The following is a 21,852-nucleotide window of genomic DNA, read 5'->3' as shown; positions in this document are numbered from 1 at the left end:
TGCAAGCATCATCTGCCCAGGAGCATTCATGCGCAAACCCCTCACTGTTGCCAGCCGCGCCAACGTCCAGCCGTTTGCCGTCATGGACATCCTGCAGCGGGTGGCCGAACTCCGCGCACAGGGCCGCTCCGTCATCTCCCTGTGCGCCGGCGAACCCAGCGGTGGTGCGCCCCTTGCCGTCTCGGCGCGTGCTGCGGCACTCCATTCCTCCTCGCTGGCCCTGACATATACGCCGCCGCTGGGCATTGCCGCGCTGCGCCAGGCCATCGCGGGGCACTACAAACGCTGGTACGGGCTGGAGCTTCCCGCCCGGAACGTTGCCGTCACCACGGGCTCCTCCGGCGCCTTCCTGCTGGTTTTCCTGGCTGCCTTCAACCCCGGCGACAAAGTGGCGCTGGCCCGGCCGGGCTACCCCGCCTACAAAAACATTCTCAAGGCCCTGGGCGTTGAGGTGATTGAGCTCGACGCCGGGGCGGACACCCGCTTCCAGCCCACCCCTTCCATGCTGGACGCCGCCGTGGCTGCCCATGGGCCGCTGGCGGGACTTGTGTTGGCCTCGCCCGCCAATCCCACGGGCACCATGGTGTCCCGGGCCGAGCTTGCGGAGCTGGCCGGCTGGTGTGCGGACAACGCCGTGCGGCTTGTCAGCGACGAGATCTACCACGGCATCACTTACCCCTTGCCGGAAGCTGCGGATCCGCAGGGCGTGTGCGCGTGGGAGCTTGACCGCACGGGTGTGGTGATTTCCAGCTTCTCCAAGTACTGGGGCATGACAGGCTGGCGGCTTGGCTGGGCCATTGTGCCGGATGACTTGATTCAGGCCGTTGATGCGCTGGCCGGCAATGTGGCGCTCTGCCCACCCGCGCCAGCCCAGATGGCAGCCCTGGAGGCTTTCAGTGAGCAGTCCTACGCCGAGGCTGATGCTGCCGTGGCGGAGTTTTCCCGCACCCGCGACTACGTGTTGGGCAAGGTGGTGGCGCTGGGCTGGACTGATGCGGCCCCTGCGGACGGCGCTTTCTATTTCTATGCCAATCTGGGTCCCGCACTACTGGGCTTCGCCGATGCGGTTGAGTACTGCGAGGCCCTGCTGGAAGAGGCGGGAGTGGCGCTGGTGCCGGGCGCAGATTTTGACGGTGTTGGTGGGCGATCCACCGTGCGCCTGAGCTTTGCCGCCGGGTACAGCGACGTCCGGGAGGCAGTGGAACGGATCGAGAAGTTCCAGCGATCAGGGCGGCAGTGACACCCGTGTGAGCCGGGGTTGAGGGGTTGGCTCAGTCTTCGGGTTCGAAATGCCCCAGATGTTGGGTGGGTACCCGGTCCCGGTCATAGGTGATGGAGTCGTAGCCGTGGGGTGCAGGCTTGCCGTCCTCGCCCAGGTTTACAAACACAATCTTTTCGATGGTGAGGATCGATTCCCGGGTGAACATGTTGCGCACTTCGGCGCGCATGGTCAGTGACGTCCGGCCAAAGTTGGTTGCCGTCAGACCCATCTCCACCAGGTCGCCCTGACGGGCCGAGGAGACAAAGTTGATCTCGGACATGTACTTGGTGACGGCCCGGCCGTTGCCAAGCTGGACGATCGCGTAGATGGCCGCTTCCTCGTCGATCCAGCGCAACAGGCTGCCTCCAAAGAGGGTGCCGTTGGCGTTGAGGTCTTCGGGGCGGACCCATTTACGGGTGTGGAACGTAATGTCACCAAGGCTCATACCCGTAAATTTACTCTCCCCCCGTGGTGGCGAGGCAAGGAATGTTGGCCACGACACACCATGTTCTGCGCCACAGTGGCGTATCCGGGCTGCGCAGCCGCAAGGCCGGCGCGGGTGTGGACGGCGTTCATTCCCCCAGAGGCGGGGCGGGCGGTGCACTTATCCACAAAACGGGGCGGGGCCCTTCAAGCGGCTTCCGCAGTCTGGGACATTGAATCCACGGAAAGGAAAAACCATGGATCACCACAGTGCAGCAGACGGGGACGGATCCCACGCCTCTGATCAAGACATTGAGCGCCAATTTTGGGAAATGACGGAAACCACCGTGGTTCCGCACCACAACGAATGCATCATCTGCTTTCTCATGCGGACCATGACACGTTTGAAACAGTCCGGCTTTGCCATGACTGCCACGTTCCAGCGGCTCAATGCGCCTCGCGCCACCGCGCTGGCCACCCGGCTCATGAGGTTGGGCATTTTCAGTGACTGCCAGCTGCTCCAGGGCGGCGTGATGGTCAATCAGGCCATTTGGACGGCGAACTGCTGCCCGGACTGCGGCATACCCTACTCCGTGCCGGACTGCCTGGAGGTTCGGCACGGCTCAACCCAGCCGTGCAAACTGTGGCGATGGCGGGCCGATGTTGCCCGGGAAAATTTCCAGGCCTGGTTGGACAGCCAGTAGACAGATCGAACGTACAGTTGTTGCGGTTGTTTTTTCTCAACATCCGCAACACCTGTACGTTCGAGTGGAAGCTACTTCTGCAGGTGATCCACCAGGGACTCGGCAATGCCGATGTACTTGCCCGGGGTGAGGTCCAGCAGGCGCGCCTGGGCTTCACCGGACAAGCCCAAGCCGGAGACGAACTCCTGCATGCGGGCTGAGTCCACGCGCTGGCCGCGGGTCAGGTCCTTGAGGCGCTCGTAGGGGTCCTCCATGCCTTCGACGCCGGCAATGGCCTCGGCGCGCATGACCATCTGGATGGCCTCGGCGAGAACTTCCCAGTTGTGGTCCAGATCCTGCGCCAGAACGGCCTCGGCGGTGTCGAGCCGGCCCAGGCCGCCCAAGACGTTATTGATAGCCAGCAGGGAGTGACCGAACGCCACGCCAATGTTGCGCTGGCTGGAGGAGTCCGTGAGGTCGCGCTGCCAGCGGCTGGTGACCAAGGTTGCGCCAAGGGTGTCCAGCAAGGCGTTGGAGAGTTCCAGGTTTGCTTCCGCGTTTTCGAAGCGGATGGGGTTGACCTTGTGCGGCATGGTCGAGGAGCCGGTGGCGCCCGGAACCGGGATCTGCGCAAAGTAGCCGATGGAGATGTAGCTCCAAACATCGGTGCACAGGTTGTGCAGGATGCGGTTGAAGCGGGCCATGTCCGCGTAGAGCTCGGCCTGCCAGTCGTGTGATTCGATCTGCGTGGTCAACGGGTTCCAGGTCAGGCCCAGGGACTCCACGAAGCCCTTGGCAACGTCCTGCCAGTCGGCGGCCGGGACGGAGGCGTAGTGTGCTGCGTAGGTTCCCGTGGCGCCATTGATCTTGCCCAGGAATTCAGTCTTGGCAATGCGGTCCAGCTGGCGAGTCAGGCGGTGCGCCGTGACGGCCAGCTCCTTGCCCAAGGTGGTGGGGGTGGCGGGCTGGCCGTGCGTGCGCGAAAGCATGGGAACGGCGCGGTTTTCTTCGGCCATTTCGGCGATCTTGGCCACGAGTGTGCGGGCTGCTGGCAGCCACACGTCTTCCACAGCACCCTTGACGCCCACCGCGTAGGCAAGGTTGTTGATGTCTTCGCTGGTGCAACCAAAGTGAACCAGCGGCTTCAAACGCTCCAGGCCCAGGGCGGGCAGACGGTTGCCGATGAAGTACTCAACGGCCTTGACGTCGTGGACGGTGACCTTTTCAATGTCGGCCAGCTCCTGCACGGAGGCGGCGTCAAACTCGGTCACGATGCCGCGCAATCCGGCCTGCTGCTCTGCTGTCAACGGCACGGTGCCGGGCAAAACGTTGTTGTTGGTCAGGTGGATGAACCACTCAACTTCCACCCCAACGCGGTCACGGTTCAGGGCAGCCTCGGAGAGGTAGTCCACCAACGGTGCTACGGCGCCGGAGTAGCGGCCATCGAGGGGTCCCAGGGCGATGCGCTCGGAGGAAGCGGCCAGGGACTTCCGGCCGGAAGGGATGCGGGCTGTGGCGTTTGCGGAATCAGACATGGCCCAATTCTTTCATGAACAGCCAATTCCTCCACAGCCCGTCCCAACCGTGGAACTATCCACAATTTCAGGTAGAGCCGTAGCGCCGTGCGGTGATGCTTTCTACCGTGGAGGCAAAGATGTTTTCAGGAGGGCCCATGAGCCATCAAGTGAGTACCATGCCCGGCCTTGGTGGCGGAGCCGCCCGGGCTGGGCCCGCTGCCGCTGCCGCTGCCGAGGCGGTAGTGGTGGTGGCGCAGCGGCTGGCGGGCATTGCCGAGGAGTTGGAGGGCTTGCGGTTGCAGCTTGGCCGGTTCAACGGCATGGATTGGCGTTCTCCTGCCGCTGCAGCGTTCCGCGACCGCCTCACCGAATGCAATCTTGCTTTGGCGGCTGTGGCACGGGACATCTCTGATGCAGTGGCGGCACTGGGAAGCCATGCCCTGTCCCTGCAGTCCCTTCCGGCCCTGCCCGGCGATGGCCTGGGCCTGGGGGTACACAGTTCTGGGGTGCCGGACTTTGGGGTGCCGGACTTTGGGGCGCCGGGCCTGGGCATGGAATGGCCATTGGGTCCGGGGAGATAGGCCCAGCGGCATGGAAGAGGGCAGGGTGCGCGCCATGGCGACGAATGACGGAACGGGAACAACCTTTTCCATTCAAGGGGGAGCCGGATCCATTGGCTACACGCTGGCGGAGATCTCCGCGGCAGGGACGAGTCTTGGCCGCCTGGCGCAACTTATGCAGCCTCTGGCTGACCGTTTGGAAGGGGAGTGGCTGTGGCTCTGCCAGGTTTCAGCCGGCACGGCGCCCTACCCGCATGCCGCGTTGGACGCCATGCGTGCAGCGCTGTGGTCCTTTCGCGGGGCCCAGGCAGAAACCGCCGAAGTTGCTGCGCAGGCCACGCAAGCGGCCGCAAACTACGCCTCCACCGAGTCCCACAACGCAGACCTTGCCGCCCGACTGGTCAGGATGACTGCCTTGCGGGAAGGTCTGGCCGCGTGGGGATTGGGTCCGTTGGCCCCCTGGAAGGTTGGGCTCGATGCTGCCGGTCAGGTTCAGGACGGCCGGAATCGCGGGATGCGCGATGCCTCGGAGAACATCCTCAACAACGGATCGTCCTACACGGCAGGTTTGCTGGGCCCGGGTATGGCGATGATGTATTTGTTGTCGCAGCTGGGCCGCAACAATGACCGGCATGCCGGAGTTGCGCCAGCCTTTGCGCTACGAAAGTTCCTCGACGCCACGGGCCTAGCTGTCCCCGGACGCCTGGAGGTCCGTCAAGTTCCGGTCAGCGAGTTGCGTCCTGGCGTGTCCCCAGCGGGCCAGAACCCGGCTGCCCCCACTGTGGGGGAGCCCATTGACTTGGAGGCAAGCATCCACGGCGTGCTGGCGGGCAGCGGTGACGCCTACGGGTACCCGCCCGGTTCCATATCCGTAGTGCAGATCGGCCGTCCCGATGGATCCACTGCATGGGTGGTCCACCTGCCCGGCACCGAAGACTGGTCAACTGTTGACAGCTCCAACCCCTTCGACATGGAGGGCAACATGGAGGCGCTCACCGCGGCTGCGCACCAGGAGTTCGCGCAGGAGCAGATTGTGGTGCAGGAGCTGATTCGGGCGGCCCTGAATGATGCCGGCGCGCTCCCCGGACAGGAGGTCCTGATCACGGGGCACAGCGGCGGCGGCATCCATGCGGCGGCCGCAGCTGCGAGCCCGGCATTCCTTGCTGACGTCAACGTCACCATGGTGGTCATGGCCGGTGCCCCCGCCAGGAATCAGCCCGTGCAGGCAGGCATCGCCGTTCTTGACCTGCAAAACGAGGACGACATTGTCACGGCCGCAGACTTCGGTGCCCCTCCGGCCGTGGCGAACTGGGTGACAGTGACATCTCACCGGCCCGGATTCGCCGAGGGTCAGTCCCCGGGAACTGTGATTGCGCAGGCGCACACCGTCACGAACTACCTGCAGGACGCTGCTGCCCTGGATTCGAGCAGCGACCCGTCCATTGTGGCCATGCGGGAACGCTTGGGCGTCTTCCTGGGAGTGGGAATTGTTGCCGGGGCAACCGTCCAAGGAGTCAAGTCCGTCTATCAGGGCAGGGACGTCAACAACCCTGCCCCGCAGCGAGCCCGCCCCAGCAAGGTCGCGACACAGCCGAAGAAGGGAGCCGACTACTCGCAAGGTTCCCGTTGAGAAGGCCGGTTCAGGCCCTCTCGGCAGACCGGGTCAGGTTTCCCGCGAGCATGGAAACAAAGCTGATGATCAGGGCCGCCAGGATGGCTGTCCAGAAGAATTCGTCAATGGTGAAGTGAACCGGCAGGTAGCTGCTCAACCAGGCCGTCAGCCACAACATGGCCGCATTGATCACAATGGTGAACAGCCCCAGGGTCAGGATGGTCACCGGCAGCGCTAACAGTTTCACTATGGGTTTGACCAGCGCATTGACCACACCAAACACCAGGCCAACAAACAAGTACGCCAGGACCGTATTGAAAGTGCTGTCTGTTCCCGCAGCTGAGCTGGAAGCAATGGCCATGCCGGGCAAAATCCAGCTGGCAATCCACAGCGCAACGGCATTGATACCTACTTGAATCAGGAAGTTTCTCATGCTTCCATCGTTCCACAGTCCCCGGCGATACGGTTGGGATGCCAGGCACTCAACTAGGCTTGAGGCATGACCGAGACAAACAGCACCCACACTCACGGTGTCCAGCCCCGCCCCGTCGTAGGCCGCCTGCCCAAATACGCCGCAGGCAAACCGCCGGAAGGCGTAGCTGGACTTGAAAGTTTCAAGCTGTCCTCCAACGAGAATCCGCTGGGTCCGGTCCCGGCCGTGCTGGACGTTCTGCGCAACAGCGCCGATGTGCACCGCTATCCCGATCCCAGCTGCACGCTGCTCCGCAATGCCCTCGGCGCTTTTTTGGGTGTCCCCGCCGATGACGTCGTCACAGGCGGCGGCAGCCTCGGGGCGCTGAACCAGATTCTGGCGGCCTTTGCTGGCCAGAATGAGGACGGCACATCCGACGAGGTGGTGTATGCCTGGCGATCTTTTGAGGCCTACCCGATCTGTGTTGGCTTGGCCGGTGCCACGAGTGTACAGGTGCCCGTACTCGCTGATGGCAGCCACGACCTGCCTGCCATGGCGGCCGCCGTCACCGACCGCACCAAGGTGGTGCTGCTGTGCACACCCAACAACCCCACGGGAACCGTGCTGCGCTCGCAGGAGACCGAAGATTTCATCCGCCAGATCCCCAGCAACGTGGTGGTTGTGGTTGACGAGGCGTACCAAGAGTTTGTCCGCGCGGACGACGCCGTGGACGGAGTTGCGATCTACCGGAACCACCCCAACGTGGTGGTGCTGCGAACGTTCTCCAAGGCGCATGGACTCGCCGGCCTGCGTGTTGGGTACTCCGTCTCCACGCCGGAGATCACCCAATACCTGAGGGCGGCGGCCACGCCGTTCGCTGTTTCAGGCATTGGGGAACAGGCCGCAATCGCCTCCTTGGAGCACTACAGCCAAGTTGTAGAAAGAGTACAAAGCCTGGTGGACGAGCGTTCTCGTGTGGTTGCCGGTTTGGAAGCCTTGGGCTGGGAAATTCCCGATGCCCAGGGCAACTTCGTGTGGCTGGCTTTGGGGACTAATACCCAAGAGTTTGCAGCGTTGGCCCAGAGCCATGCGCTCTCCCTGCGCGCATTTGGGGATGAGGGCATACGGGTCAGCATTGGTGAGGCGGAGGCCAATACCCGCTTCCTGGAAATCTGTGCGTCCTATACAAAAGAGCCACGGCGTTCCTAGCGGTTAACAAAGGCACCATTTGACAGGCTCTACGGATACAGTTGTAAATCGAAAACGTATATATATACACACGACGGAATGCATTCCCGAACGGGCATATATCAACCCCAACGAGTCGAGACAGGGAGCCTTATGCCCCTGAGATTCGGCAGACGAGGAGACAGCATGGGCGCCGCCCAGCAAGCAGGAGATTCCGCAGGAGTGTTGCGGAGCAACGAAGTGGGCCCGGACGAGGCGCTCCAGCTCCTCGACGAGCACGGAACACTCCACCAGGACAGCACCTTCAGCCCCTACATCAAGGAGCTGACCCCGGAAGTGCTGCGCGGCTTCTATGCAGACATGGCACTGGTACGGCGTTTCGACACCGAGGCCACAGCCCTGCAGCGTCAGGGCGAATTGGCCTTGTGGGTGCCCATGGTGGGCCAGGAAGCTGCCCAAATCGGTTCAGGCCGGGCCATGAATAAGGCCGATTACGCCTTCCCTACCTACCGCGAACACGGCGTTGCCCTGACCCGCGGACTGGATTTGGCTGATCTGCTCAAGCTGTTCCGCGGCATCTCCAACGGTGGCTGGGATCCCCGCGAGACCAACTTCCACCTGTACACACTGGTCCTTGCCGCACAGACTCTCCATGCCGTTGGTTACGCCATGGGTATCCAGCGCGACCTCGCCGCCGACCCCTCCACCGAGCCGGCCGCCGTCGTCGCCTACTTTGGTGACGGGGCCAGCAGCGAGGGCGACGTCCATGAGTCAATGGTTTTCGCCGCCTCGTACAACGCTCCGGTGGTCTTCTTCTGCCAGAACAACAACTGGGCCATCTCGGTTCCGTTTGAGGTTCAGTCCAAGATTCCCCTGGTCAACCGCGCTGGCGGGTACGGGATTCCGGGGATCCGGGTGGACGGCAACGACGTCCTGGCCGTCTACGCGGCCACCCAGTGGGCCTTGGACCATGCCCGCAACGGCCATGGGCCTGTGCTGATCGAGGCGTCAACCTACCGGGTGGGCGCCCACACCACGGCCGATGACCCCACCAAGTACCGCATGCTGGCCGAAGAGGAACTGTGGAAGACCAAGGACCCGCTGGCCCGCCTGGAAGCGTACCTGCGTGCGGCAGGTTTGGCCGACGACGCGTTCTTTGAAGGTTTGAAGAACGACGGCGACGAGTTGGCTGCCCATGTCCGCAAGGCCACGCTGGCCCTGGGTGGGGCGGACATTCGCCAAAAGTTTGCCACTGTCTACGCCCAGGCGCACCCCTTGGTGGCCGAGGAATTGGCATGGTTTGAAAATTATGAGGCGTCGTTCAGTGATGCCGGAGCGCAGATTTCAGGAACACAGGGTGGTCCAGCATGAGCACAATGACCATTGCCAAGGCCATCAATGAAGGCCTGCGAGCCACACTGGCCAGAGACCCCAAGAGCTTCCTTATGGGTGAGGACATTGGCTCGCTCGGTGGTGTTTACCGCATCACCGAGGGGCTGAAGAAGGAATTCGGCGCGCACCGGGTCATGGACACGCCGCTGGCCGAATCCGGCATTGTGGGAACAGCCATTGGCATGGCGCTGCGCGGGCACAGGCCCATCTGCGAGATCCAGTTTGACGGCTTTGTGTTCCCGGCCTTCAACCAGATCACCACTCAGCTGGCCAAAATCCACACCCGCTCCGACGGCCAGCTGAGCGCACCCGTTGTCATTAGAATTCCCTATGGCGGCGGTATCGGTTCCATTGAGCACCATTCCGAATCACCCGAAGCACTGTTTGCCCACACGCCAGGACTGCGCATCATCACCCCGTCCAACGCCAATGACGCGTACTGGATGATCCAGCAGGCTGTTGAGTGCAAGGATCCGGTGATTGTGTTTGAGCCCAAGCGCCGCTACTGGCTCAAGGGCGAAGTGGACACCGAGAATTCCCCGGGTGACCCCTTCAAGGCCCATGTGCTTCGTGAAGGAACTGACGCCACGCTGGTGGTTTACGGCCCGCTGGTCCCCGTGGCCCTTGCCGCAGCCAATGCCGCGGCCGAGGATGGGCACAGCGTTGAGGTCATTGACTTGCGTTCCATTTCGCCCATCGACTTTGACACGGTGGAGGCATCGGTCAACAAGACGGGGCGTTTGGTTGTTGCCCATGAGGCGCCGACTTTTGGTGGCATCGGCGGCGAAATTGCCTCGCGCATCAGCGAACGCTGCTTCTACTCCATGGAATCCCCGGCCATTCGGGTGGGCGGCTTCCACATGCCCTACCCCGTGGCACGCGTTGAAGAGCACTACCTGCCAGACATCGACCGCATGATGGAGGCGTTGGACCGCGCCTTCGCATACTAGGAAGGCCCACCATGTCGGACCTGTTTTTGTTCAATCTGCCCGATGTTGGCGAGGGTCTCCTGGAGGCTGAGATCGTCTCCTGGAAGGTCAAGCTGGGCGACGTTGTTGCCGTCAATGACGTGATCGTGGAGATTGAAACAGCCAAGTCAATTGTTGAATTGCCCTCACCGTATGCGGGTGTGGTGGCCCAGTTGATGGTTGCCGAGGGTGACACGGTGGATGTGGGCACGCCCATCATCGCCATTGGTTCCGAGACTTCGGCGCCTGCTGCCCCGCCTGCTGCCCCGGCGCCCGAGGCCGAGGTCATGAAGCCGCTAGTTGGCTCCGGTCCCAAGGCCGACGCCGTCAAGCGCCGTCCCCGGGCTGGTTCGACTCCCGCCGTGGCCACTCTTGTACCCGCGCCCGCCGCAGCACCGGCACCTACCCAGGCTCCGGCGTCGAGCATCCCTACACCTGTGGCGGCACGGCCCAACCGCGTGCTGGCCAAGCCGCCCGTGCGCAAGGCGGCGAAGGATCTGGGGATCGACCTGGCTGACGTGTCGCCTACTGGCCTGCGCGGTGAAGTGACCAAGAAGGACCTGCTCAGCTACCAGGACCAGCGTACGGCCGAGCAGGACGGCGCCGGTACCTTCTGGGCGCCCTCCACGGGCACGGGGCTGGCCGACGATCCGCGCATTGAGCGCATCAAGGTCAGGGGAGTGCGCAAGGCGACGGCCAAGGCCATGGTGGAAAGTGCGTTCTCGGCCCCGCATGTGAGCATTTTTGTGGATGTCGACGCTTCGCGCACCATGGAGTTCGTCAAGCGCCTGAAGGTTTCCCGCGACTTTGAGGGCATCAAGGTTTCGCCGCTGCTGATACTGGCCAAGGCCGTTATTTGGGCTGCCGCACGCAACCCATCGGTGAACGCCACCTGGACCGGCGATGAGATCATCATCAAGCACTTCATGAACCTGGGCATTGCCGCGGCAACCCCGCGCGGGCTCATGGTGCCGAATATCAAGGACGCCCAGAACCTGTCCCTGAAGGAGCTGGCCATCGCCCTGAACTCGCTGGCGACCACCGCGCGCGCCGGCAAGACACAGCCGGCGGACATGCAGGGCGGCTCGCTGACTGTCACCAACATTGGCGCCCTGGGCATTGACACGGGCACGCCCATCATCAACCCGGGCGAGGTGGCCATCGTGGCGTTTGGCACCATCAAGCAAAAGCCGTGGGTGCTGGATGGGGAAGTCATTCCGCGCTGGATCACCACCTTGGGCGGCTCGTTCGATCACCGCGTGGTTGACGGCGACCTGTCCGCCCGCTTCATGGCGGACGTTGCGGCCATCATGGAGGAGCCCGCGCTCCTGCTGGACTAGTTTTTCCATCTGACCCGCAGAAAACGGCGAAAATCACGGTAAAACCGTGATTTTTCGCCGTTTTCTGCGGGTCAGTTGACTAATGCGGTTTACTGGGCCGCGATGGCTTCCGCAAGGACGGGGGCCAGGCGCTTGACGCCTTCGCGCAGGGTTTCCGGCGGCACGGCGCTAAAGGCGAGCCGCAGTTTGTTGCTGGGCGCGTGGGATGCCGAGAACGCGGCCCCCGGAACAAAGACCACGCCGGCGTCGATGCCCTTGTACAGCAAGGGGTATGTGTCGATGCCTTCCGGGAGGGTCAGCCACACGAAGAAGCCGCCTTCGGGGCGGGTCCATTGCACGCCCGCAGGCATGAACTCCGTCAGTGCTGCCAGCAATGCCGCACAACGCTCCGCGTACAGTGCGCGGTAGGTGCTGATCTGGCCGCGCCAGTCGTAATTGCGCAGGTAGTCGCTGACCAGCAGCTGGTTGAACGTGGGCGGGCACAGCGTGACGGCTTCGCTGGCTAGGTAGTAGCGCTGCTTTAAGTGGGCCGGCACAAGGGCCCAGCCAATGCGCAGGCCCGGTGCAAAAATCTTTGAGAACGAGCCCAGATACAGCACGTCCTCGGGGTTGGCCGCACGCAGCGGCTCCGGCAGGACGCCGTCGAACTTCAAGAGCCCGTAAGGGTTGTCCTCCAGCACAAGAATATTCGCCTCGCGGCATATGTCAACAATTTCCTGCCGGCGTTCCGGCGCCAACATCACCCCAGACGGGTTGTTGAAATTGGGGATGGTGTAGAGCAATTTGATGCGCTTGCCCGCGGCCTGCAGTTGCGCAATGGTGCTGCGCAGGGCCGCGGGAATCAGGCCGTGCTCATCGCCAGCAACGGGCTGAACATCCACCTCATAGGCTTCAAAGGTGTTTAGCGCGCCCACGTAGGTGGGGTCCTCTAGCAGGATGACATCCCCCGGATCGCAGAAGACCTTCGCGGCAACGTCCTGGGCTGACTGGGAACCGGCGGTGATGACAACGTTGTCCGGATCCGCGTCCAGAATTCCCTCGGCAGCCATGACAGCACAAATCTGCTCGCGCAATTCCTGGGTGCCCTGCCCGCCACCGTACTGCAGCGCCTCCAGACCGTGTTCAGCAATGACGGCTGCTGCCGTGCCAGCCAAGCGGTCCAGCGGCAGCGACTGCAGGTACGGATTGCCGCCGGCCAGTGACACCAAGCCCGGTTGCATGGAAACCTCAAATACATCACGCACAGCCGACTGCTTGATGTTGGCAGCGCGGGCCGAAAGCAGTGCCTCGTGCCTGTGTACGGCGGCGCCGGCGGTGCCCGTGGCGGCTGTTGCTAGGGCGGCCCGGGACAGGGCGTCGACTGCTTCTTCGGACAGTGTTTCGGCGGCAGCGTTGGCGCCTGAGCTTGGAGTATTCACGTGCTCAGGATATAACCAATGTTGCTAAATAGGCATCAAAAGTTTTTCCATTGTGCCTGCTACTTCAGACTCAACGCATCACTCAACGTTTTTCCGTTGACCGTGATGGCCACCGGGGCTCCTGCCGCCTGCTGGGCCGTGCGCAGAAGTTGCTGCTCCACGCGGGGAATGTCGCATTCGCCCGCCAGAGTCAGCGTGCCGCTTAGCTGCGCTGTGATATTGCTCCCGGACCGGTCCACGGAGTCCACCTTCAGCGCGGATTGCCACAGTGCGTTGCTCAGGCCCGACTGCCCAAGCTGCGCCGAATGGTTCGCCAACAGGGTCCGCAGTGCACCCTCCACGGGGTCGGTGAAGGTGACGGTGGCACTTGTCACGGCCACCACGCTGTCCCCGCAGCCCAGGGTTGATCCGGCGGTCCCGGAATCACCCTGGGCAATATAGAAAACTGTCACAGATGCCGAGGTGGGCATGACGGTGGGCTCGTTGCCGCCCAGGTCGCCTGTCTCGCTTATCTCTGGAAGGCTCGACGCCGGACCCTGGCTCCCGCTGGCTGCTCCGCCGCTGCTGGGGTTGCCAACAGGCGACTGGGTTGTTGCAGGGAGGGTTGACTCAGGTGTTACAAAAGGGCTCATGCACCCCGTGAGCAGCAAAACTATGCCACAGACGAGTGCCAAAACTGCTGCTTGTCCATTGCCACGCATGACGCCCTCCCCGCAGTCCATGGGGACACTCGATCTCCATGGAACCACGCTAGGGCAGCTGCCTGTACAGCGATAGCTGGAAGGCGCAAAGTGCGCCCAACTGCAACGTCATTGCAGTCAGGTCACGCCGGGTTGTCCTTCAGGAACGCCGCCACCCGCCGCGCCATCACCTCTGGCTCCCAACGGTGGTTCGCCGCGGGCAGTTCCCCCACGGTTGCATGGGGCAAGTTGGTGGCGAAGGATTCAGCCCTGGGTGCGCTCTGGATCTACGCCAGGGGTTGGGAATCCGGCTCCAGTGACGGGTCCCATGGACGTCATAGTGGGCCACGCTGGTCAAAATTGATCACAGTAAATCCCTCGGCGGCGAGCAGGGCCGCCATGGCAGAGGTTGCCGGGTCAAGGCGCGAAATTGCTTGGCACCGGCGACAAGAATGACCACGGGACCTGTGCCCTGGGAGTCGCAGGCAATGCGGGTTCCGTCGAGGGAAGTGGCCTGGGCGGGCACTGTGGCTCCTTGCTGGATTTTCGTCGGTTTCCAGAACGGACACTACTGCTGTGTGGAGAGGTGCGTCGAGGAATTCCTGCCACTCTTTACCTCCGACGGCGGCCCCCAGCCACGCCCAAGACTCGCAAGCTCGTCTCGGGGCCCTCGTGGCTGGGGCCCTGCCAGTGGAGTGCGAAATTCACACGTTCCCACCGGTATGGCACGCCGTCGGCTGTTAAGCGGGTGGTTGGTACTAGACCAGCTGGCGCCAGTCCGCTGCCAGGGGCAGCTCGTGGGCGCTGGAGACCGAGTGGTGGGCCACCTGGCCGCCGGCCACATTCAGGCCCGCAGCCAGAGCCGGGTCCGCCTCGAGGGCTCCGACAACACCCAAATTGGCCAACGCCACCGCATAGCGCAGGGTCACATTGGTCAGTGCGTAGGTCGAGGTGTTCGGTACGGCGCCGGGCATGTTCGCCACGCAGTAGAACACGGAGTTGTGGACCTTGAAGGTGGGGTCCGCGTGGGTGGTGGGATGCGTGTCCTCGAAGCAGCCGCCCTGATCCACAGCGATGTCCACCAGGACAGAACCCGGCTTCATGCGGGACACCATCTCATTGGTGACCAGCTTGGGTGCCTTGGCGCCGGGGATCAGCACTGAGCCGATGACCAGGTCCGCAGCCATGAGGGAGCGCTCAATCTCCAGGGTGTTGGACGCCACTGTCTTCAGGCGACCCTGGTAGTGGTCGTCCAGCTGGTGCAGGCGGTCAATGTTGATGTCCAAAATGGTGACGTCGGCGCCAGCGCCAATGGCCATGGCAGCGGCGTTGGTGCCGGACACGCCAGCCCCGAGAATGACAACGTTGGCCGGGCGAACGCCGGGGACGCCGCCCAGCAGGATGCCCTTGCCGCCGGCAGGAGCTGTCAGGCACTGGGCGCCCACTTGGACTGACAAGCGGCCGGCAACCTCGGACATGGGCGCCAACAACGGCAGGGTGCGGCCAATCTGCACGGTCTCGTAGGCGATGGCCGTCACGCCGGACTCCATAAGCGCCTTCGTCAGCTCGGCCTCGGCAGCCAGATGAAGGTACGTGAACAGGATCAGGCCCTTGCGGAAGTGCGGGTACTCAACACTGATGGGTTCCTTGACCTTGACCACCATGTCGGCACGGCCCCACACCTCGGCTGCGTCAACAACCAGCTCCGCGCCGGAGGTTGCATACTCTTCATCGGAAATGCTTGAGCCAACGCCCGCACCGCGTTCAATCAAAACAGTGTGCCCGTGGCGCGTGAGTTCGTGGACGCCCGACGCCGTCATGGCCACGCGGAACTCGTTGTTCTTGATCTCTTTGGGAACGCCGATAATCATGATTTTGTCCTTCATTTCGGTGCGGTGGGCTTGCGCCCGGACGCTGTTGATGTATTGACTACATTAGAGCCGTCTTGTGAAGTACTTCATAGCCCCTTACTGCCGGGAGGGCGGGCAATCCCCGTGATGTCGGCAATTTTGCCCGCCACGGCTCGACAGTTGTCGAGCGCCTGGAGTTCAAGTGTCGCCTGTTGTCGTGCTACTCCACTACGCTGATTTCATGCGCAATCCGGAGATAGAAAACCTCGTGGAGCAACTGGCCCTCCAATTGGGCCGCGGACTGTCCCTCGAGGACCTCGACGGGCTGCTCCTGGCCTACAGCGCCAACCAGTCCCATGCCGACAGGGTGCGGGTGAACTTCCTGCTGAGCAAGCGTGTCCCGGCCGATGTCAGCGCCTGGCAGCTTTCACACGGCATCGCCAGTGCTGTTCGGCCCGTGGTGATCCCTGCCAATGACGGCCTGGGCATGTTGGGCCGGGTGTGTGTGCCGCTGCTGGTGCGCGGTTTCCGGGTTGGCTACCTGTGGGTCCAGCAGGATGTGCAGGAACCCAGTGCGACGGCGATCCTCGCCGAACTGCCGCAGGTCAGGGACTCGCTGGATCTGCTGGCCACACTGCTGCTGGACTCCAACACTGCCGAGTCCAGTGTCCGCCAGCTGCGGGAACAACAATTTCTGGCCGCCGTGTCGGGGGACAAGCGCGCGATCGATGTTCTGGGCGAATGGCCCGAGATCCGCCAAAACGGCCCCTGGCAGATGGCAACCTTGTACGCGGCACCCGGAATTCCCGGACCGTCCGCAGTGCCCCGGGTCACGGACCCACTGGCTGCGGCATTGATCCACCGCAGCGCAGGCCTGCAGGGCACCATTGGTGTGCACGAGGCCCTTTTCAGCGCAGGCATGCCCACCCATTCCTCGCTATTGTTCCGGCACACGCCCGGGCGCAGCAGCCACGCCGCAGTGCTTTCGCGGTACGCGGCCGAACTTACCAAAAGGACTGGAATTCCGCCGCAGCGTGTGGTGATGGGCATCAGTGAACCTTTCGTGTCCCTGCGGGCCCTGCCCGTGGCCAACGTGGAGTCACACATTGCCGCCCAGGCGGCTGTGGTGGACCCGGCTCTGGGTGAAATTCTTGATGTGCGCGGGGCGGGCGTCTATGAGGTCCTGGCCGGCGGCGCCGCCGACCCCGAGGACAGTGTGTACTACCGTTTGCTGCGCGATCGCGACGGTGCCCTAGAGCTGTTTCCCGTTTTGGAATTGCTGTATGACAGCGACGGTGCCGTGGCCAGGGTTGCGGAGCAGTTGCACCTGCACCGCTCCAGTGTGTACAACAGGCTGAGCCGGGTGCGGGGCATCATCGGCGCGGATCCGCTGTCCGGGCGGGTGCGCCTGGAACTGCACCTGGCATTGAAGGCGGCGCGGTGGGCCGCCCGGCCCCGTTTGTAGCGAGGCTCAAGCTACTTTCCGGCGAGGCGGACGTTTAGGCTTGTGGTGCAGCAGCCTTTTGGCTCTCCAGCCACGCCATGATGTCCTGGCTGCGAATCCTCCGGTGCGTGCCGCGGTACTGCACGGGTATCTCACCCCTGTCCGTCATATTGCGCAAGAAGGTGTGGGAAATCCCGGCCAGTTCGGCTGCCTGGGAGGTGGTCAACAGCTCAGCCACGCTCGCAACTGTCACGGCATCTCCGCGCGAAAGCCTGCGCAATAAGTCCAACACGGCATCTGTGGCTCCCGGCGGCAGGCGGTGCGCTGTGCCGTCAACGAATACTGTGACGTCGTCACTGTCGCCCAGGGTGCGGGCCAGTGCCTGTTGCTCCGCTGGAGAAAGGCCGGAACTGCTGCGAGGAGCGTCGAGGGTCATGGCTCATACTTTATCGCGCCGCTGCCCACCAGTGCCCGGTAATGTAATGCCCATGACGCAGAAAATCCGCACGGCCCTGCTCGGTTTTGGCCATGCCGGCAGCATTTTCCATGCCCCGGCAATAGCTTCGCTGCAGGACTTCAGCCTTGACGTGATAGTCACCTCCGATCCGCAGCGCCAGGCGCAGGCCCGGGCGGCGTATCCTGCGGCCCGCGTCATCGACCGGGCGGCGTGGGCTGTGCCTGGATTTCACCAAGGCATTGACCTTGTGGTGGTGGGAACTCCCCCGGCAACGCATGGGCGTCTCACCCGGGATGCGCTGGAGGCCGGCTGTGCCGTGGTGGTGGACAAACCCTTCACCGTGACAAGCGCCGAGGGTGAGGCGCTGATCGCCCTGGCCCAGGAGCGGGGCCTGCTGTTGACAACGTACCAAAACCGCCGCTGGGACGCAGAAATATTGACGCTGAAGAAGCTCATGGGGCAGGGGCGGTTGGGGCAGATTCGCCGTTTCGAGTCCCGGCTGGAACGCTGGCAGCCGGCCATCACCAAGGAATGGAAGGCCAAGGCCACCGTTGACGGTGGTGGCGGCATTCTCTTTGACCTTGGCACGCACCTGATTGACCAGGCCCTGCAACTTTTTGGCCCCGCCACGCGGGTCTATGGTGAGCTGGCGGCACGCCGGCCCCAGGAGCTGGCCGACGACGACGCCTTTGTGGCACTGGAACATGTTGGCGGGGTCATTTCCCACCTCTGGATGAACCTCAATGCCCCGCAACTGGGACCCCGCCTGCGTGTAGTGGGATCTGAGGCCGCCTACATCAAGCAAACGGCAGACGTCCAGGAGTCCCAGCTCGTGGGAGGCATGCAGCCGGGTGACCCGCAGTACGGAGTGGACCCCGAAGAAAACTGGGGCGTTGTGGGCAGGGACGGCTCGCTGGAGAAGGTGCCCACCGAGCGGGCCAGCTTTGCTAGCTACTATGAGCTCCTGGCGGGTGCCATGCTCCGTGGCGGGCCGGTGCCTGTCGACCCTGCGGATTCCGTGGCTGCGTTGCGGATCATAGAGAAAGTTCGGGCGCAATTGGGGTAAATCGACGTAAGCTGTTGCGAAGCGAAGCCTGTGGTGCACCACCTTCGCATCACGCGCTAGGAACTGCGAAAGCTGGGGGACATGACCACATCCAAGGGAAGCGGCACCCCGCCCGCTCCGGCGTCGTCCACGGCAGCATTTGCCGAGCCAAGCAAGGACGTGGGCAAGAAGTGGATTTTCGCGGTCATTCTTGTCAACGTTGGCATTAACACCTCCTTCTTTGGACCCATCCAGGTCCTGCTGGGACAACAGGCCATAGCCATCAACGAGGCGGACAAAGAAGGCATCCTTGCCCTGGTCACCGGCGCCGGGGCCGCCGTCTCCCTGGTGGCAAACCCGCTCTTCGGGACGTTCAGTGACAGGTCCGACTCGCGTTTTGGCAGACGAGTGCCCTGGGTATTCATCGGGGCGCTGCTGGGGACCATCGGCCTGCTGGGCTTGACGGTTGCCCCAACAGTTGCCGCAGTGACGCTGCTGTGGTGCCTGGTCCAATTGGGCTGCAACGGCGCCCTCGCCGCCATCACCGCAGCCGTACCCGATCAAGCCCCCGTCCACCAGCGCGGAACTATTGGCGGCCTGGCCTCCATGGGCACGGTGATTGGCATTCTGTTCGGTGCCGCGGTGGGTGCAGTGGTGGCCGGCAACTTCGCCCTGGGCTATGTACTGTGCGCAATTGCCCTGGTGGCGGGGATGGTGCCCTATTTGTTCTACTCCAATGATATTGTGCTGCGCCGCGAGGACAGGCCACCGTTCACCTGGTCAGGCTTCGTCAAGGGTTTTTGGATTTCCCCCAGGCTCTACCCGGACTTTGCCTGGGCGTGGATCACCCGGTTCCTTGTCAATGTGGGCAACCATATGGTCACCTTGTACTTGCTGTTTTTCCTGCGCGACGCCGTTGGCTTTGACAACCCGGAATTCGGGGTCCTGATCCTGACCGGTATTTACGCCATTCTGACCCTTGTGACGGCCGTGATTGGCGGGCGCTGGACCGACAGGGTGGGGCGGCGCAAGCCCTTCGTCATCGGGTCCTCGGCCATCATCGCCCTGGCGGCACTTATCCTGGCGTTCGCCCCCACCTGGACGGGCGCGCTGGTTGGCGCAGCGGTCCTTGGTATTGGCTACGGGGCCTATCTGGCCGTGGACTTTGCACTCCTGACCCAGGTGCTGCCGCACGCGGAGAGCCGCGGCAAGGATCTTGGCGTGATCAATGTGGCCAATTCCCTGCCGCAGGTCATCGCCCCCCTCATTGCGTTGCCCCTGGTCACCCTCTTTGGTGGCTACGTGACCCTCTACGTGGCGGCGGCGATCATTGGCCTGATGGGGGCTGTCTTTGTGGTGAAGATCAAGGGCGTCGACTGAGCCTGGCAGCAATTTTCGACATCTAGTGACACAGTGTCACCAATTTCTTGACACAGTGTCAGTAAAGCTGATTAGCTAAGGTTACCATTACCTAATCATGGAGTTCGCTATGTCTGCACCAGCTGTTGAAACCGTTCTGCCCGACTCCGCTGAGGCTCTCTCGCAGGAGCTGAAGAGCCACACGGCGGCGGCCCATACGGCCGCCGAGGACTCGGCATTTGTGGCGGAGCTGATGGCTGGCACACTGGATACCGCAGCCCTGGTGAGCCTGCTGGACCAGAGCCTGGTCATCTACCGTGCACTGGAAGACGCCCTGGCGGCGCATGTGGACCACCCGCAACTGGGTGCTTTTATCGACCCGAAGTTGGCCCGGGTAGCGGCCCTGGAGGCCGACATGGGCTACCATCACGGCGCGGACTGGGAAGCGCAGCTAGCGGACGGCAGGATTGTCATTGTCCCCGCCACTGTGGCCTACGCGCAGGCACTGGCCGCCATGGGCAAGGAATCCATCGAGTTCCTGCTGGCCCACCACTATGTGCGCTACATGGGCGATTTGTCCGGCGGCCTAATCATTTCCCGCATGGTGCAGCGCCATTACGGCATCGCCGATGAAGGCCTGAACTTTTACGCGTTCCCCGAGATTGCCAAGCCCAAACCGTACAAGGATGGCTACCGCGAACTCCTGGACACCACAGCCTTCAGCCGCGCCCAGAAGGATGCCATCCTGACCTTTGCGGCCGAGTCCTTTGAACTGAACCGGGCAGTGTTTGTTGACCTGGCGGCCGCCCGCGCAGCAGCCTAGGTCCCGCTATTGCCGTTTGGCAACCTGATAGCGGCCGTCGGCATAAATGGTGGTGAATCGGGTGCCGGGGAAGCGTGCTTCAGCCTCGGTGGCGGCGGCCGTGGGGGACAGCCCGGGGCGGCCGGACACGTCGATCAAGACGTACTCCGGGGCGGGGTTTTGGTTGCCGATCCAATACACTTCGGTGCGGTCAACCAGGTAGCTCATCAGCGAAATATCTGTTTCGACCGTGACTCCGTCCGGCACGGCTGCCAGTGCGCTTTGCGACGACGCAACCGTGTTCAGGGGGAAGTGCTTGGCCGGGTCGGCTAGTTTCCCAAACGCGTACTGGCTGGACAGCACCACGGCAAGCACCATCATCGTGGCGCCCATGAGTAGTCGAAGCTGTGCTGAGTTGAGCACCTTGCGCCGTGAGAGGGCATCGATGGCGGCGCAGAAAACCACCGGCATGAGCACGGCGCTGTACTGCCATTCCTGGCCCCAGTAGACGGGGAGTTCCGAGAGGAAGCGCCATGCAAGGGTGGGTAAAGCGATCAACGTCAAGGGTGAAAACAGGCACAGTCCGGCTGTGATGGCAATCAGCAAAAGGACCGTGGTGACCTTGTCCGGGTGAAAGAGCGACGCCGGATCGCTGAGCAGGCCGGCAATATTGAGTTGGCTTTGATACGCCCATGTGTCTCCCGGGTTCATGGCCGGCAAAATGACCTTGGTGGCCAGAATGAACCAGCCAACACCCCATGCGGCCAACCACAAGCCGGCCGCAGTCCGGGCCCGCCACGCCATGACCAGGCCAATGACGAACACTGTCAGGCCCAAGTCTTCCTTGACAAAGACCAGCAGCGAAGCCCAAACCCAGGCTGAACGCCACCGTTCCTCCAGCAGCGCCACTAGCGAGATGGCCAGCAGTGGAACGGCGAAGGCAATCTCGTGGAACTGCGCATCAATGGCCGATTGCAGGCCCCAGCTCAGCGCATAAGCAACACCTAGGCACATGCCAGCAATTTTGCCCAAGCGTTTGATGGCAAAGTGGCACACCACCACCACTGAGATGGCCAGAAGCATATTCTGCACCACCAGCAAGGTATACGCGTTAGGGAATATGCGGTAGAAAGGTGCCAGCAGCACCAGCAGTGGATGGAAATGGTCGCCTAAAAGGTTGTAACCCTCGCCCTTCAGGCTAACAATGGGGGGCCGCAGGCTGGCGTAGTCCTTCGCCAATTGGGTGAAGATACCCAAATCCCAGGAGCGGATGGTGAAGCTTTGCCACTGCAGCCAGGAGTAGACCGAATATACGGCGAACGCCAGGGCGCCCACGAGTCCCGAAAGGGCCAGGGGCGTTGTGGCGGCATGCTGAAAGTCGGCCAGGCGTTGCGGGCTGGCCGGGGCCGACGGTCGGGTTTTTTGTGCAGTGGTCACCCTG

General features: G+C 63.0%; 20 protein-coding genes. 12 read left to right on the top strand and 8 right to left on the bottom strand.

Annotated features, from left to right (window positions below):
* Positions 1-28: 28 nt before the first annotated feature.
* Positions 29-1,240, top strand: a complete 1,212-nt coding sequence (locus ACX80Q_RS10625) for an aminotransferase class I/II-fold pyridoxal phosphate-dependent enzyme (RefSeq protein ID WP_459330499.1) — start codon at positions 29-31, stop codon at positions 1,238-1,240.
* 31 nt (positions 1,241-1,271) lie between these two features.
* On the opposite strand, the gene ACX80Q_RS10620 is transcribed toward ACX80Q_RS10625, so the two are convergent.
* Positions 1,272-1,706, bottom strand: a complete 435-nt coding sequence (locus ACX80Q_RS10620) for an acyl-CoA thioesterase (RefSeq protein ID WP_459330498.1) — start codon at positions 1,704-1,706, stop codon at positions 1,272-1,274.
* Between the two features lie 235 nt (positions 1,707-1,941).
* On the opposite strand from ACX80Q_RS10620, the gene ACX80Q_RS10615 reads away from it, so the two are divergent.
* Positions 1,942-2,388, top strand: coding sequence for a hypothetical protein (locus tag ACX80Q_RS10615; RefSeq protein ID WP_459330497.1), 447 nt, complete (start codon positions 1,942-1,944; stop codon positions 2,386-2,388).
* 71 nt (positions 2,389-2,459) lie between these two features.
* On the opposite strand, the gene purB is transcribed toward ACX80Q_RS10615, so the two are convergent.
* Positions 2,460-3,902: an adenylosuccinate lyase gene (purB, locus tag ACX80Q_RS10610; RefSeq protein WP_459330496.1), complete on the bottom strand. Its 1,443-nt coding sequence runs from the start codon at positions 3,900-3,902 to the stop codon at positions 2,460-2,462.
* A gap of 137 nt (positions 3,903-4,039) precedes the next feature.
* On the opposite strand from purB, the gene ACX80Q_RS10605 reads away from it, so the two are divergent.
* Both ACX80Q_RS10605 and ACX80Q_RS10600 read left to right on the top strand, forming a co-directional pair.
* A complete protein-coding gene (locus ACX80Q_RS10605) occupies positions 4,040-4,465 on the top strand; it encodes a hypothetical protein (RefSeq protein ID WP_459330495.1) in 426 nt (141 codons plus the stop codon).
* A 34-nt stretch (positions 4,466-4,499) separates the two neighbouring features.
* Positions 4,500-6,074 carry a hypothetical protein gene (locus ACX80Q_RS10600; protein WP_459330494.1) on the top strand — a complete coding sequence of 525 codons (1,575 nt, stop codon included), beginning with the start codon at positions 4,500-4,502 and terminating at the stop codon, positions 6,072-6,074.
* 10 nt (positions 6,075-6,084) lie between these two features.
* On the opposite strand, the gene ACX80Q_RS10595 is transcribed toward ACX80Q_RS10600, so the two are convergent.
* Positions 6,085-6,489: a phage holin family protein gene (locus ACX80Q_RS10595; protein ID WP_459330493.1), complete on the bottom strand. Its 405-nt coding sequence runs from the start codon at positions 6,487-6,489 to the stop codon at positions 6,085-6,087.
* Between the two features lie 66 nt (positions 6,490-6,555).
* Here ACX80Q_RS10595 and ACX80Q_RS10590 point away from each other — a divergent pair, with 66 nt between their 5' ends.
* The 4 genes from ACX80Q_RS10590 to ACX80Q_RS10575 all read left to right on the top strand — a co-directional run bounded on the left by ACX80Q_RS10590 (position 6,556) and on the right by ACX80Q_RS10575 (position 11,356).
* Positions 6,556-7,677 (top strand): histidinol-phosphate transaminase, encoded by a 1,122-nt coding sequence (locus tag ACX80Q_RS10590; RefSeq protein WP_459330492.1) that lies wholly within the window; start codon positions 6,556-6,558, stop codon positions 7,675-7,677.
* A 165-nt stretch (positions 7,678-7,842) separates the two neighbouring features.
* Complete coding sequence (pdhA, locus tag ACX80Q_RS10585) at positions 7,843-9,027, top strand: pyruvate dehydrogenase (acetyl-transferring) E1 component subunit alpha (RefSeq protein ID WP_459330491.1); 1,185 nt, start codon at positions 7,843-7,845, stop codon at positions 9,025-9,027.
* Positions 9,024-9,998 (top strand): alpha-ketoacid dehydrogenase subunit beta, encoded by a 975-nt coding sequence (locus tag ACX80Q_RS10580; RefSeq protein WP_459330490.1) that lies wholly within the window; start codon positions 9,024-9,026, stop codon positions 9,996-9,998. Before pdhA ends, ACX80Q_RS10580 begins: the two co-directional genes overlap by 4 nt.
* Positions 9,999-10,009: 11 nt before the next feature.
* Positions 10,010-11,356, top strand: a complete 1,347-nt coding sequence (locus ACX80Q_RS10575; protein ID WP_459330489.1) for a dihydrolipoamide acetyltransferase family protein — start codon at positions 10,010-10,012, stop codon at positions 11,354-11,356.
* 89 nt (positions 11,357-11,445) lie between these two features.
* Here ACX80Q_RS10575 and ACX80Q_RS10570 read toward each other — a convergent pair whose 3' ends face one another.
* The 3 genes from ACX80Q_RS10570 to ald all read right to left on the bottom strand — a co-directional run bounded on the left by ACX80Q_RS10570 (position 11,446) and on the right by ald (position 15,325).
* Positions 11,446-12,774, bottom strand: coding sequence for an aminotransferase-like domain-containing protein (locus ACX80Q_RS10570; protein ID WP_459330488.1), 1,329 nt, complete (start codon positions 12,772-12,774; stop codon positions 11,446-11,448).
* A 59-nt stretch (positions 12,775-12,833) separates the two neighbouring features.
* Positions 12,834-13,475, bottom strand: coding sequence for a GerMN domain-containing protein (locus tag ACX80Q_RS10565; protein ID WP_459330487.1), 642 nt, complete (start codon positions 13,473-13,475; stop codon positions 12,834-12,836).
* A 737-nt stretch (positions 13,476-14,212) separates the two neighbouring features.
* Positions 14,213-15,325, bottom strand: coding sequence for an alanine dehydrogenase (gene ald / locus ACX80Q_RS10560; protein WP_459330486.1), 1,113 nt, complete (start codon positions 15,323-15,325; stop codon positions 14,213-14,215).
* 220 nt (positions 15,326-15,545) lie between these two features.
* Here ald and ACX80Q_RS10555 point away from each other — a divergent pair, with 220 nt between their 5' ends.
* Positions 15,546-16,769 carry a PucR family transcriptional regulator gene (locus ACX80Q_RS10555; RefSeq protein ID WP_459330485.1) on the top strand — a complete coding sequence of 408 codons (1,224 nt, stop codon included), beginning with the start codon at positions 15,546-15,548 and terminating at the stop codon, positions 16,767-16,769.
* A 34-nt stretch (positions 16,770-16,803) separates the two neighbouring features.
* Here the strand turns inward: ACX80Q_RS10555 and ACX80Q_RS10550 are convergent, their stop codons facing one another.
* On the bottom strand, positions 16,804-17,184 hold the full coding sequence (locus ACX80Q_RS10550) for a helix-turn-helix domain-containing protein (RefSeq protein ID WP_459330484.1): 381 nt from the start codon (positions 17,182-17,184) through the stop codon (positions 16,804-16,806).
* Positions 17,185-17,236: 52 nt separating this feature from the next.
* Here ACX80Q_RS10550 and ACX80Q_RS10545 point away from each other — a divergent pair, with 52 nt between their 5' ends.
* The 3 genes from ACX80Q_RS10545 (at position 17,237) to ACX80Q_RS10535 (ending at position 20,432) form a co-directional block, all read left to right on the top strand.
* Positions 17,237-18,271 (top strand): Gfo/Idh/MocA family protein, encoded by a 1,035-nt coding sequence (locus ACX80Q_RS10545; protein ID WP_459330483.1) that lies wholly within the window; start codon positions 17,237-17,239, stop codon positions 18,269-18,271.
* An 81-nt stretch (positions 18,272-18,352) separates the two neighbouring features.
* A complete protein-coding gene (locus ACX80Q_RS10540; protein ID WP_459330482.1) occupies positions 18,353-19,630 on the top strand; it encodes an MFS transporter in 1,278 nt (425 codons plus the stop codon).
* A gap of 109 nt (positions 19,631-19,739) precedes the next feature.
* Positions 19,740-20,432: a biliverdin-producing heme oxygenase gene (locus ACX80Q_RS10535; RefSeq protein ID WP_459330481.1), complete on the top strand. Its 693-nt coding sequence runs from the start codon at positions 19,740-19,742 to the stop codon at positions 20,430-20,432.
* Positions 20,433-20,438: 6 nt separating this feature from the next.
* On the opposite strand, the gene ACX80Q_RS10530 is transcribed toward ACX80Q_RS10535, so the two are convergent.
* Positions 20,439-21,848 carry a DUF2079 domain-containing protein gene (locus ACX80Q_RS10530; protein WP_459330480.1) on the bottom strand — a complete coding sequence of 470 codons (1,410 nt, stop codon included), beginning with the start codon at positions 21,846-21,848 and terminating at the stop codon, positions 20,439-20,441.
* Between the last annotated feature and the right edge of the window lie 4 nt (positions 21,849-21,852).

This window comes from Arthrobacter sp. HLT1-20 (genome assembly GCF_054510895.1).
Note: the sequence above shows the minus strand (reverse complement) of the source record. Positions and strands in the feature narration are given on the sequence as shown.